Genomic DNA, 12985 nt, shown 5'->3' with positions numbered 1-12985 from the left:
ACGGGCCATTAGAATCAGGCCGCCCTCCAGGCGAACCCGGGGGGTATCAATCACCTGCAGCCCGCAAAACAGTTTACTAGGATCAATGACAGGTACCTTACATGAGACCATTGAATGTCTACATTTATTGAAATTTACTTGCTACCCGCTCGCAACGGAGATTGCCTGCTTTTGCAATACAGCACTGGAGTTAGGCTGCTGGTGGACACCGGGTATAAGTCTACCTACACCGAATATCTAAAACCACGGTTGCTGCAATGGGCGCGCCAAGGACGAACGCTTGATTATTGTATTATTACTCATATAGATGCTGACCATATAGAAGGGGCTTACAAAGGGTTGTTTCCAGAAAATCAGTCGGCCGGATCTCCCCAAGTGATTTACATTAACCAGGTCTGGCATAACGGCTACCGGCATCTACGTCCGTCCAATGGTCAAACTATACCTAGTACTCGGACAGATGAAACCATTTTGCGGAGTCTAATTAACCGCCAGCTTGTAGGTAGGATAGGTGCTGCTGATACCGGTCCACGATTGCTCAATGCTCAGCAGGGCACTAGCTTGAGCGCTCAACTAGTCAAGTATGGGTACGCGTGGAATACGTCGGTTAATGAAGGGCCGCTCGTGGTACCGTTTGCCGCCCAACTCGCTCCTGGTCTGTCCTGCCGGCTGGTCTCTCCTACAGTTGCTGGATTGGCCAAGCTGGCTAGCCGTTGGGAGACTGAACTAGCCAAAATGGGAGTAAGAGAGCGTCAGGAGAGTAGTCCACTCATGGAGCAAGCATATGAATTCTGGCAACAAACAGAACGCTGGCTACCCTCCACGGGCCCCCGACCCATTGCAGCTGTAGCACCTGCTTCTCCGCAGGCATACCTACGAGCGGCTTTTACGGAGGATAAGTCCCCCATCAATGGCAGTTCCCTGGCTTTCGTGCTGGAAATGCAAGAATTGCGTCTACTGCTACTTGGCGATGCTCATCCGTCGGTTGTGTTAGCAGAGCTAACCCAGGCTTACGGTGGACATCAAGACAAGCCCTGGTGGTTTGCGGCAATCAAACTCTCGCACCATGGCAGCTTCTCAAACAACAGTCCCACCCTGTTACAGGCAACTGATTCGGATTGCTACCTAATCTCTACCGATGGGGGACGCCACCATCATCCCGACTTGGCAACCTTGGCTTGGATAGTTACTAGGCCCCTAACCCGACCAGGACAAATAAGGAAGCTTTGCTGCAATTATCTTACTCCTTCCATTGCTCAATTTAACCGAATAGATTGGCAGCAGACATATCATTACACAATCACCGTGCTTGATCCAGACCAACCCCTAATCCTTACTGCTTAATGGAATCTATTCTCTATCCAGCTCAGCTTCAGCGTGCTTTGGCTTGTCTTGTAGTCAGCACCCCTGACGATGAACGACAGGGTACCGGCTTTTTGATTACCTCCACTCGCTTGCTAACAGCCAATCACGTAGTAGAGCAGGCCACCAGCATCCAAGTAGAGTTTCGCTACGCCGAGAAAGCGTATAGCACGGCTGGGCGGGTCATCGCATCGCCTGAACTGGCAGCTTATGACTTGGCCATTGTTGAACTAGAGAGCGCGCCAAGCAATGTTGAGCCATTGCCGCTTTCAACGGTAGAGCCACGGGTAGGGGCACGATGGGAAACCAGCGGTTTCCCGCAACCACACGCGCTTACGGGACGGCCATACCGTGGGCGGGTGCTGCAAAAGAATCTTCAAGTCGACTGGCCCCTGACACTGGCGGTAGAAGGCGGCAATGCTGGAGACAACCTGACGGGCCTGTCGGGCAGCCCACTAGTTGTTGACGATCAGGTATGCGGACTCATTCGCGTGCAGCTCGAACAAGACATTGGGGCCATGCTATTAGCCCCAGTGGCAGATATGCTACGTGAACTGGGGTTGTCTGTGCACGAAGATACCGCAACGGATCAACCTCTGCCAGAGGAGGAAGACTTGCTGCCTAACCAGGCGGTTGTAAATGAACTACGCGCTACGCTAACTGAAGCGAGCACCGGCTGGCACGCACTGATCGGTTCACCTGGCTCGGGCAAAACCACGCTCGTCGCCACACTGGAGCCGGCCGAGCGACAGGCGTTTGTTGTTGGTGGCCGTTACTACCTAAGCCGTGCCGGCAGCGCGTTGCTCCCGAGCCTGGCGGCAGGGCGGGAACGGTTGTTGCAATGGCTCAATGATACGACCAGCATCTTGATGACGGGCGAACGTGCGCCAGCTCCAGAACCAGACCAGTCATTCGAAGAACAGCTGCGCAGGTGTCATGGTCGACTTGCTCAGCTAGGGTGGCACTTCCAGCAACAGCAAAAGACAGTCGTGCTCGTCATTGATGGGTTGGACGAAACCGTTCCAGAGCCACAACGGCATGAGTTTTTGGGGGTATTGCCCCTCACGTTGCCCTCGGGGCTGGCCATTGTGTTGTCGGCGACAGGCCTGGAAGTACTCTCCGCGCCTATTCGCACGCAGTTATTCCCTACCCGAATTGTAAACGTTACTCCGCTGCCAGCGCAGCACTGTGAGGAGTATTTGCACAAGCGCTTGCCACAGTTGCCAGCCAGCCAAACCGCCTTGCTGGCCGAACGCTCAGAAGGCCATCCTCTGTATCTGCAATACCTAATCCGGCAGGTAGAACTACGTCATGCCAAAGGGGAAGATAATGCAGACTGGTTAGCTGACATTCCCCCAATAGGTGGCGAAATTCAGCATTACTATGAACGCATCTGGCCTGTGCTGGCAGCGAATCCAGCCCAACTTCAATTAGTGTTGACTATAGCAGCGCTGCGTGGGCCAGTGTCGCGTAGCGAGCTCTACTACCTGCTGCCAGAGTTTGCCCAGCAAGAGTTTGAAGCAGCATTGCCTAAAGTGGCATACTTGCTAAAAAATACCGTTCAGGTATCCCTCTACCACGCTTCCTTCGCTCAATTCGTGCGTGAGAACGCTACCCAGCGACTGCGGCAAGTGCAGGACACCATCTGCAGGTACATTGAGGCGAACCCAGCCTGGCCGTACGCCATCGTTAACCAAGTGTACCATTGGGTTTATTCTTCCACTCCCGCACGAGCCACACAATCATGCACGCAAGGGTGGGCCGACGACTGCGCCCGTCAGCACGTGGCTCCCGACACCTTGCTCGACGATGTACGTTTAGCCAAACAAATAGCCATTGAGGCCAGCGATTTAACGCAGGTAGTGCGATTGCATCTGCTGCATGTGCGGATGGCGTTCAGATACAATGACCTGATGGGGTCCTATGCCGCCGTATTGGCGACTGCGCTGCTAGCGCTTGGTCAACCCGACGCCGCGCTTAATTACCTGTTGCGAGGCGACATTCTCCAAGTGACGGAAAATGACGCATTGCTGCTGGTTCAGCGATTTTATGAAGTGGAGGCTGAGCGAGAAGGAGCTTATTTATTGAGCTATTTGCGACGCCGGGCCTCACGCCTGCTAGACGAGGAAATGCGCGAAGGCAGCTTATCTTGGGAAGTATTGAAGCTTTTCTATAGCAGCAACACCTTGTTCGCTTATGAGGATACCAAAGCTTCAATTGATGTCTTTACGGGGGGCATTCACATGCTCACCCAAATACAAGAAGACTTTCCCGACGACAGCCAGGGTTATCAAGCTATCCAGGTGATGAAGGACCGGATCATGAGCTACCACGGCGGCTTTATTCTCTGGGCTTTTGATTATTACGCTTTGCCTATTCGTTTTTACGAAGAGCACCCCGAATTTGGCCGCGTTTTGCGACCGGCCGATGCCGGAAAATGGGCTGCTATTGCCCAGACCGCGTTAGATTTTCAAACGGGTAACTCCAGACAGCCTTTGCCCTCGAAGCTCCGTGACGTCGTGCAGGACGTGACGCTTCTGACCAAAAAACACGGCTATTTAGAGCAGGATTTATCACGTATTCTGTTCTTGCTGATGGAGCAAGATGGCGATCCACAAGTAGTACAGGAACTAGCCCCCGATTGTCTTGAGCTGTTGGCAATACCGGCCTTGCGAGCTGCCAACGGCGTGGACCTTCAGCCGAACTACTTAAGTTTAATTGTGCAGCGGGCGCTCTTGATCGGCTATACCAGTTCAATTGGGGAGGGATATAAATCGTTGCCTCGACCCTTTCCCGGAGCTGAAGCATGGGAGGAATTTGTCGCCAGCTTGATCACACACTTAGGTTACTTGCGCGGCCAATTACTACAGTTGCGGGCTGAAAACCAGGCCACCCGGTACGGAGAACTATTGTCACAAGTACAGGCCGCTGATGCATCACTCAATCTGACTCTGGCGAATCGCAGTCAATGGGAGCGGAGCTATGCCCTGCCAGAAGCAATATTTCCGGTTGCATATGAACTACTCGCTGGCATCTACATAACTTTTTATCCGGCAGAAGTGTCCCGGTGGGTAGGTACGCTGACGCGCCGAGCGGGTGATCAGGCCGGTTTATACACAGAAGGATTCCGCGAGAGTTATTTCCGAGTAGCACAGGTACTGCGGCGTGATATTAGTTTTCGGCGGGCTCGCTACCAAGTGCTTGAATCTTTGCGGCTGCACGTGCTGGCTGGGGTGCACAATCGTTGGGAACGCACGGGAGCGTTGCTGGAGCTGATTGAGCATTATGCCGATAATGGTAATCAGGCTCGAAGCTTGGCCAGCTACGATGAATTACTGGCCACGTCGATGGGCCCAGCCTGGTACAAAGAAGATCAGTTTGCATTGGCACCAGCAGTCGTACGCCACCTGCCCGCAGCTTCCCAGGTTGTGCCTACCCTCGCCGCGCTGGTAGATGCAGCAGCGGGTGAAATGACCTTTCAGCGTTACGTGCGCGACACCAAAGCTCAACTGGTGGGAGCATTGGCGCAGCAGGGGCGGATTGACCTGGCTATTGGCTATTATCAATTTGAAACCCTTCCAGCCCCAGACACTGTGCGCGCCAACGTCTTGTCGCTGGTTACGGATGCCGTGCAGCCTGGAGATGGATATACGTTGGGAGCACGCAGTCTGGTTGAAGCATCCGCGCTGGCTGAACTGCTTGGCAACCTGCCCAAGGTGGACCCTCGCATAAGCTGGGCTTGCGCTCAAGTATTTAGTCGTAGTGAGGATACGTGGCGTTTCGCTCGGGAATATGGAAAGTTGCAAGGAGAGGCGTTTAACCACCTATTAGCGGAGCATCCAACTGATACAGTAGCGCTACAATGCGAATGGGTAGCTGGCCTGCGGGCAGGCCGCTTTACGGAACGAGAGTTAAAGGAATATCTTCCGGCTTTCGGTAAGGTCCTTAACAACGAAGCGCACCAACGGATAGAAACCGCCTTGGCTGTAAACCCCGGTTGGCAGAACATGATAAAACGCACCCCTGCTCCACAGCCTCAACAACGGCTGGCGGACGAAGAGCAAATAACTGGATGGCCTGGCATGGGGCGTCCCGACCGTTATCGTGATATTGAAGGACAGCTGAGGGTCGCGGCTGAAGAAGCCGAGATGGGCGACCAGCAGCGAGCTGGCCAGATGCTTGGAGAGTACGCTACGACGCTGTGGCAGGAAGGATGGAGCATCTGGTGGGCGGAGAACCTGAGTCGGGAGATGGGGCAATTGATGGCTAAAACAGTGGAATACACCGAGACCACCCCCGGCCTGCTTCGCGCCCTGCGCCAGCCTATTGCCCATTCAACTGAATGGAACGTTGCGCAAAAGCTGTTGGAATGGTCCGCACCCCGGCTCGGCGAAGTGGAGCAGCAGCAACTAGCAGAAGCAGTAACCGACCATCTGCAAGCTGTAACGCAACCAGCCGCGGCCGCTTTGCACAAATACGCGTGGTTGGCAAAGCCTGCCGAGCAGAAGCTTAGCACCGAGGAGCAGATGGTAAAGCTGCTAATTTGGCATTTGGTCCACCCAAACGCTGAATGGAGGCAAGTTTCTGCGATTACCTTGATTCGCTTGGCAGCTCAACTACCATCACTGGTTATAAGTGGTTTGCTGGACGTATCCCTTGCTCCACACTATACGGGTGCTTGGCATGAAGCAGCGGCTTCTCTGCTGCCTCACATTGCCCGAGTTCATCCACTGACACTGTGGAATGTTGTTGCGCAGGAAATCGATTTGACCGGACGAGTAAAACACATTCGTCACTTACTGATTCAGCACGATGTACAGCAGACACTGGAAACAGTTCTAAAAGTTGTGCCTGAGGCCCGGTCATTGCTACAACAAATTCAGAACACCGTACCTGCCAGCGGATTGTTATCCGGACGAATTTCAACAGCCGAAGTGGCTCTGGATGAAGAATACTTGTCCTTTATCCAGTATGAACTGGAAGAGCTTAATGACAGGCGTTGGCTTAACAAGGAGTTTTGTCAAGAGCTTTTGTCAACATTAGCTAGTCTGTGCCATCCTCTTACCATATCGGAAGTGTGGGAAGCTGATCACTACGTGCAACGGAGCTTTATGCCTAATAAGCCCTTTTTGTTGCCTTTCCAAGCCCGGTTAACCTACGCTCTAAATCAGGCTGTAATGCGCCGGGCCGATCAGCGGGGCTGGAATGAACTTGTAGACATCCTTCGCCCAGATTAATGCTCCACCCATGCACATAACCCCTCGTCCAGCGCCCTACACCCGAGCAGTCTTCGAGCGGCGCTTTAATATTCTAAGGGAGATGGCAATGAACGGCCGTATCCATATCAGTCCAGAGGCTGACGGAACCATTGAAAGCCTAGGGGCTATTCGAGTGGCTCCCAATCAGCGATATAACCTGCTTACAATAAATGAAATGGCGCGAGCAACAGCCATGTCAGTGGATTCTTTCGCGTCCCGAGCAGATGAAGATTTACTGTCAGAAGAAGCGGGCAGTATTTCGACTACAGAATAAACTTCTACACTTACTAACCCACTCGACTCCCATTGGGCTAAGCACATAGATAAGAAAAGCTACTATTTCTCAAACATCTCTAGCACCAGCCTTTCCGGCCCCGAAAACGGCGTTTTAGCAGTCAGGTTTGGGCGGGGGTTTTCGAACGCTTTTTCCAGAGTGATTTTTCGGGTGACGTCCAAACTTATGCCGACTGCTTTTCCGAACCCACACCCGGAGCATTAGAAATAGTATATACTCTTAGAGCGTGTTTGGGAATTTCACTAGTGCATAATTAGAAACCAGTCAGTAAGTTGCGCGGGGAGCTCCTAGGCTTCCACAGGCATTATGGTTGATGGCTACCAACCCTTAACTGACTCGTTTTCATTTGCCCTGCTCAATTCCCAAACACGCTCTTAAAGCCGACTGGTCCTACACCGAGGTATTTTTCGGCGCAGTGATTGTTGCCGATCTAATCGGCTTCAAGCTGGCCGGTCCCACTACCTGAACACGACTGTGCCAACGCCTAGCAACTGCGGATTCAAGAAGATACACCTTCCTGGTCCCCACCAATCAGTAGCAGCTATTCCCGAGAATGAGGGGCCAGAAAGTGGGGCCAGCCATCTATCTTCGTGGCCCCACCTTGTTGACGCATTTGCCATGAACTTCGGTTGCGCCCGCGTCTCGGCCAAAGACCAGCACCTCGATACCCAACTCGACCAGCTCACGGCCGCCGGCGGCGACCGGGTGTTTCAGGAAAAGATCAGCGGCGCCACCATTCAGCGGCCCGTGCTCACCGAACTGCTGGCCACCTTGCGGGCCGGCGATACGGTGACCGTGGCTCGCCTGAACCGGTTGGGCCGTAGCAGTGCCCACATCATGCAGCTGGTAGCCGAGCTGCACGAGCGCCAGGTACGCTTCGTCGCCCTAGACCTGGGCATCGATACGGCTACGCCGGCCGGCCGGCCGGCTGGTGCTGGGCATCTTCGCCGCCCTGGCCGAGTACGACCGCGAGAGCATCCGCGAGCGGGCTACGGCAGGCATCGCCCTAGCCAAAGCACAGGGCAAGCATCTGGGCCGTCGCCCGGGCGTGGACGCGGGCAAGCTGGCCAAGGTGCAGGCCTGCCTGACTGCCGGTATGTCGGTGCACCAGACCGTGGCTGCCACGGGTGTGAGTGAGTCCAGCGTCAAGCGCTACCGCCGCCAGGTAGAATTGCGCAGCTCAGACGTGCAATAAGGCAAGACAATTCCGCTTGTCGGGTTCCGCGCTCGATACCGACCTATCCTGTCCAGCTGAATTAGACCACCTCACCGGGTCCCGGCTGCTGCTTGGCGCACGCATTCGGCCTTAAAAGCGGGCGTGTATTTCTTGCGGGTGGCGGGCAATCCGCCAGGATTTAGTTTTTCAGTCATGGGCAGTGGAAGGTAAGACTTCATACTGTTCGTTTCAGCTAGACCACCACCTCATGTTGCACTCACGGCCTTGTCCAGGGGGGCCATGAGTTCCAAGCATAAAATCACAGCAGAGTAATTACGCCAGTAAGGGCCGTCCAAAAAGCCGCGAAAACAGGGCCTCCACGCGCTAAAAATAGCCTCTTTAAACCCATCCAATGAATGCCCATGGGTGGTTGCTGAAATCCCTAAATAATTCAGCAGCAGTCTAGGATAGTTGCTGAGTGCGTAAAAGGAGCCGCGCTTATTACCCTAGAAGAGGCCCGTCTGGAGATAGCCTACTCCTGAACACCTATTTCCAAGTCAACCTTAGCCGCTCCGCTCTTGGATACTGCCCGCCTCACCAATGAAAGCGACTTCTAAACCAGCTTATCTTGAATTCGCTGTCCCTTTTTAATAGACCACCCTAACTACCCAGTTTCAGCACAAACTCTCCTAGCGCAAGTTAGAAAGTAGTTCTGCAAAGTGGTCTATGCCATGCATATTCCTTGTAACAAACACGATATCTGATTCAATATCGTTTGCTAGTTGCTGCACTGCTGGAACGGTATTCTGCTGTTGCTGGTAAGCGAACGAGAGTGCGTAGAGCTTAGTATAGTGCAAATAAAATGTTTTGATAAACGCTGTCTTACTTGCGTGCCACTCTGACTTTAGCCACTGGATGCGCGTAAAAACAGCCGTCAACTCCCTTGCTAACGCCTTTTGGTCATAACTAAGTCGGTAATAATTAATAATATATATCCAATAGTCTGTCTCTAACACATCGGACAGGTGCATAGTCTTATCTTGTTGAAACTGGTCTAAAAAGGCTTCCCATGCAGTAAAGACCTCCGTCAAAAAATGTAATACCTGCGGCGCTCCTGCTTGCTGGTCATAGGCTAGTAGCAATTCGGTACGTGCCGGCATCATCACTTTATAACGGTCAATGGGCAGACTAGCCTTTAACAATGCTACTGCGTCAGTAATCGGCCAGGTAGCTAGCAAGTAGCCTAAGGCTATATTGACTAGTCGACTGGTATAGAAGTAGTTCACCGCCTGCCGAAAGAAATCGGGGTGCAGTTTGCGCAGGCGCGTCAGGAGGGCTAAGGCGCTAGCTTGCTCAACAGTCGAGTGTCCTGCTCGCATCTCTGTAGCTACCAATTTATGTAGCAGTTCAAACAGAGCCCATGGGTTGTCAACACGCGCATCCGCTCCAAGTCGGTACCGAATATCCGTCGGCAGTTCACGCAGGTAAATGGCCAGGGCAAAAGGATCCTGTTGCTGCTGCAGTACCTTGACAAATTGCTGATAGTCAAGCACAGATAGCAACCGAATGAATGCACTCATGGGAAAGTGGATACGCACTCCCCGTCCCCCCCTGTCCATTGCATCAAGTAGCTGGTAAGCTTGTTTTACTTGCAACCGCGCAACTGCTTGCTGCCCCGTTTGCAGCAGCCTCAGCTCGTGGCCTGGTGCATCGAAGGCCGCGTTGAGGTCGAATTTAGTTGCTAACAGTACTTTACTCACCACATGCACCAACTTATAAGCTTTCTGCCGGGGCACCTTGAGATAGCGAGGAATTTCTTCGGGCTTTATTTCTAAATACGCGGTTAATAGTAATAGGTAAATCGTGTACCGAAGACTCCCTGCAGCCAAGGCTTTGCGCCAAAAGATGTAGGCTACCTGCGAAGTGAGTTGCTGGTAGTAGAGCTGCCGTGGTGGCGCAGTACGAAAATAACGCCAATTTACTATCATTTCCCGGATGCAGTTGCAGGTATGCCAGCCAGCTTCTGGGTCTTGCAGCAACTGGTCTACTGGCACGCTTTTCAACTGGCCAAATAGCTTCTCTAGTTGGTTCGGCCGAGCGGGCCAGGACTGCGCTCGTAATGGTCGTGGCTGATTCATTAGGCTTTCCATACTAAACAGGCTGGGTCAGCGAGTGCGTCCCAAAGCTGCGTGAAGGCATCCACGATGCGTTGGGGATGGCTCACTTCTTGTAAGATATGATGACTAGTCCCTGCCGAATTTACTGACGTACCCAGTGAATAAGCCAACGGACGCTCGTCGTTGCCCGCAGGAAAAATGAGAAACCGGTCATGAAAAGCATACCCGTACGAACCGTGCTGCAACCGAAACTCAAGCAGCAGATTCACTTTACTGAGCACATTACTGGCAAAAACTGCGGCCTCGCCTTGAATAACAGCCGCGGGCGATTTTCCTTTGTTGCTATTTACTGTTTTCGTTGCCTTATTGTCCGAACCAATTGCTCGGAGTGGTACGCCGTCATACCTGCAGAAAAATAAGGTAGCTAAAATATCGGCCGCCGTCAAAAAAGGGTCCCATAGGTAGGCTCCCCGCTTGCCATGCCGATTTAGCAGCGTGCGCAAATCTGTGAGCGCCTCTGTTCTCGACCCAACAAAGTATTGCTTAAAGGCTAACTGCTGCGCTAGGGCTTCACGCTCTGCCGTATAAAGTGCATTCTGAACGTGCTGGTTATAGGTACGACTTTGAAGGGAGCGCTCGCGCTCGGCACTTTGCACTTGCACCTCGTACTTCTGTCCTTGCGAGAGAAAAGTCCGCGGTTCATGATTTATAATTCCTATATCAAAACCAATATCTCGTACGTAGGTTCCGTCAAACACGGACAGAAGCAGCAGGGGGTTCTTTCGCCATATTTTGATGTTTGTCAGCCCCGTGATATTTCCAATAATCACAGGCTGACTGGCTTGCCCCCCATACACGTCGATGGTACTACCAGTGTATACGTGGTCTAGCTTAGCTTCTACTTGAAGTAAGCAATCGGGAAGCGACGTTAATTTAGAATGCCAGCCTAACTGCACATTGACGCCGTTCCACTGCTTCAAAGCCTGAGAAGTGCTAGCCAACAGGTGGATAGGGAACTCGAACAGGATATTTCCTAATCGGTCCCTAGCTACTGCCAAGTCAATCGGCAAGATAGCCTTTACTTGGGCGGCAAGTTTATTAAGCGTATCAACATTTTCTACAGCAAATAGGGAATCTACGTACTCCTTACTTTCATCAAAGAACTCTAGTAGATAGGCGCCATTATCGAAATTATTCTTAAGTACCGCATTGGCCCTGACACTGCTGCTATCACTGGCAGGAATGAATTGCTTTGGCAGCGGCGTAAGCGTTGGGAGTATTAGGGAAGTGTTTCCCTGGCAATCCCATTTGTTTGTATGCAATAAAGTGTCGAACGTAATTAAAGCTTCCGGCAACGTGAGCCAGTAGCGCTGAATACCAATGCTAAGCGTGTTAGTCACCCTCAGCATCCCTTCTGTAAGAAACTGTTTGTCTGTAGCTACGAATGGCTTCTCTTCGAAACTGGCCAGCGTAAAAAGATTGTATACTCTCTTCTCTTTGTCACACAGAAACAGTTGCGTCACTTCGCAGCTCTCATAAAAAGCTATGTTCCCCGTAGCAGTCAAAGTAGCGTAATCTTGTTGTAATGGAGATGCTACCAATGGTTTAGGCATGAAATGAAGATATTTGAGGCAGTAGGTAAGAATATAAGAGGCAATTTACTAGTTCAGCGCGTTCAAGGAGTCGCTGTGAGGACATTGTTTACGAAACTCCTGCCCTAGCTAACTAGGTCTGTGAAAGGAGCTCTGAGGTGGTCGGATAAATCTGGACAGAATAGGGTCTTATCTTTCCAACGTCATGAAAGACAACCCCCAACCTAGCAAACGTCGGCGCTACGATGCCGCCTTCCGTGCCGAAGCCTTGCGCCTGGACGAGCAAAGCCGCTCGACGCAGGCCGCTGCTCGCGCCCTCAATATTGATCCTAAACGCATCTACTGGGGTGGTCCAATAAAAACGGGCAGTACGCTAAGCTAGGCTAGTTTTGAGGTTCTGTTCAAGTAGATAGGACCAACGGTAGTTCAAGACGGAGTGGCAGCAGAAGCTGCTAGTTGTGAATGCACCTGCCTGCCTGCCTCAACACCTGCCCCTCAGAAAAAGGCTCTACCCGCCTCCGGTAATAGTCGCTGGACGCCCATGGGATGAAAGGTTTTGCCTCTTCTAGTCCGATATCCCGACTCATTAAGCCGGGCGGCAATAGCCCGCAAACTCATTCCATTGGCCCGCAGCAGCCCCGCCAACTGTGCGGCCTGCCGGTTGGCTAGGCTTTGCTGGGCATTGCGCTGTAGGGAATCCAACGCCTTATCACGTGACACCTGAGTTAGATTGGCGGGCGTGCCGAGCTGGAAGCCTCGCGCCTTCTTGGCCGCCAGCGCATCGCGGGTCCGGGTGGAAATAGCCGTAGCCTCTTTCTGGGCCACGGCGGCCAGGATGTGGAGCGTAAACTCATCGGCCGCGGGCAGGTCGACGGCTTTGAAGCGCACGTGGCTCTCCATGAGCGTGGCCAGAAAGGCCACGTTGCGCGCTAGGAACTGTTCTCAATTACGGAGTTGTTGATCGACTATGAATGCAGACCGCACGCTATTGACGGACAAGATGTGGGCCGAGTTATCTCCTTTGTTACCGGGGCAAGCCGGGAGTTGCGGGGTCACCGCTGCCGACACGCGCGGATTTGTCGAAGCGGTGCTTTGGCTGGGCCGCACGGGAGCTCCCTGGCGGGACCTGCCGGCGCAGTTTGGCCACTGGCACCGGGTGTACGTGCGCTTTGCCCGCTGGCGCGACAAGGGCGTGTGGGAAAAGG

Annotated in this window: 8 protein-coding genes and 1 pseudogene; 6 read left to right on the top strand and 3 right to left on the bottom strand. The window is 52.9% G+C overall.

What is annotated here, in order from left to right:
* Positions 1-114: 114 nt before the first annotated feature.
* From H145_RS23445 to H145_RS24795, 4 genes and pseudogenes are all read left to right on the top strand, one after another.
* Positions 115-1344, top strand: coding sequence for an MBL fold metallo-hydrolase (locus H145_RS23445; RefSeq protein WP_083937811.1), 1230 nt, complete (start codon positions 115-117; stop codon positions 1342-1344).
* Positions 1344-6599 carry a trypsin-like peptidase domain-containing protein gene (locus H145_RS0115665; protein WP_019949103.1) on the top strand — a complete coding sequence of 1752 codons (5256 nt, stop codon included), beginning with the start codon at positions 1344-1346 and terminating at the stop codon, positions 6597-6599. The genes H145_RS23445 and H145_RS0115665 overlap by 1 nt, the downstream gene beginning before the upstream one ends.
* Before the next feature lie 934 nt (positions 6600-7533).
* A pseudogene (locus H145_RS24800) lies at positions 7534-7779 on the top strand (recombinase family protein); the annotation flags it as partial.
* A 67-nt stretch (positions 7780-7846) separates the two neighbouring features.
* The gene (locus H145_RS24795; RefSeq protein WP_240471712.1) at positions 7847-8110 is read left to right on the top strand and encodes a recombinase family protein; all 264 of its coding nucleotides are present in this window, start codon (positions 7847-7849) and stop codon (positions 8108-8110) included.
* A gap of 650 nt (positions 8111-8760) precedes the next feature.
* Here the strand turns inward: H145_RS24795 and H145_RS0115655 are convergent.
* Positions 8761-10221 (bottom strand): hypothetical protein, encoded by a 1461-nt coding sequence (locus H145_RS0115655; protein WP_157541663.1) that lies wholly within the window; start codon positions 10219-10221, stop codon positions 8761-8763.
* Complete coding sequence (locus tag H145_RS0115650) at positions 10209-11801, bottom strand: VPA1262 family N-terminal domain-containing protein (RefSeq protein WP_157541661.1); 1593 nt, start codon at positions 11799-11801, stop codon at positions 10209-10211. Before H145_RS0115650 ends, H145_RS0115655 begins: the two co-directional genes overlap by 13 nt.
* Positions 11802-11985: 184 nt before the next feature.
* On the opposite strand from H145_RS0115650, the gene H145_RS24245 reads away from it, so the two are divergent.
* Positions 11986-12162: a transposase gene (locus tag H145_RS24245; RefSeq protein WP_157541659.1), complete on the top strand. Its 177-nt coding sequence runs from the start codon at positions 11986-11988 to the stop codon at positions 12160-12162.
* A 113-nt stretch (positions 12163-12275) separates the two neighbouring features.
* On the opposite strand, the gene H145_RS21630 is transcribed toward H145_RS24245, so the two are convergent.
* Positions 12276-12701: a recombinase family protein gene (locus H145_RS21630; protein WP_019949100.1), complete on the bottom strand. Its 426-nt coding sequence runs from the start codon at positions 12699-12701 to the stop codon at positions 12276-12278.
* Between the two features lie 46 nt (positions 12702-12747).
* On the opposite strand from H145_RS21630, the gene H145_RS25060 reads away from it, so the two are divergent.
* Positions 12748-12985 (top strand): transposase (locus tag H145_RS25060; protein WP_026351559.1); only part of this gene is annotated, 238 nt, incomplete at its 3' end.

The organism is Hymenobacter aerophilus DSM 13606, from assembly GCF_000382225.1.
GTDB lineage: Bacteria > Bacteroidota > Bacteroidia > Cytophagales > Hymenobacteraceae > Hymenobacter > Hymenobacter aerophilus.
The sequence above is the reverse complement of the archived record's forward strand: the minus strand, read 5'-3'. Positions and strand labels throughout refer to the sequence as shown.

Coding starts and splice junctions, on each gene's coding strand:
- H145_RS23445 (WP_083937811.1), top strand. CDS start 115: ATGTCTACATTTATTGAAATTTACTTGCTACCCGCTCGCAACGGAGAT.
- H145_RS0115665 (WP_019949103.1), top strand. CDS start 1,344: ATGGAATCTATTCTCTATCCAGCTCAGCTTCAGCGTGCTTTGGCTTGT.
- H145_RS0115655 (WP_157541663.1), bottom strand. CDS start 10,221: ATGGAAAGCCTAATGAATCAGCCACGACCATTACGAGCGCAGTCCTGG.
- H145_RS0115650 (WP_157541661.1), bottom strand. CDS start 11,801: ATGCCTAAACCATTGGTAGCATCTCCATTACAACAAGATTACGCTACT.
- H145_RS24245 (WP_157541659.1), top strand. CDS start 11,986: ATGAAAGACAACCCCCAACCTAGCAAACGTCGGCGCTACGATGCCGCC.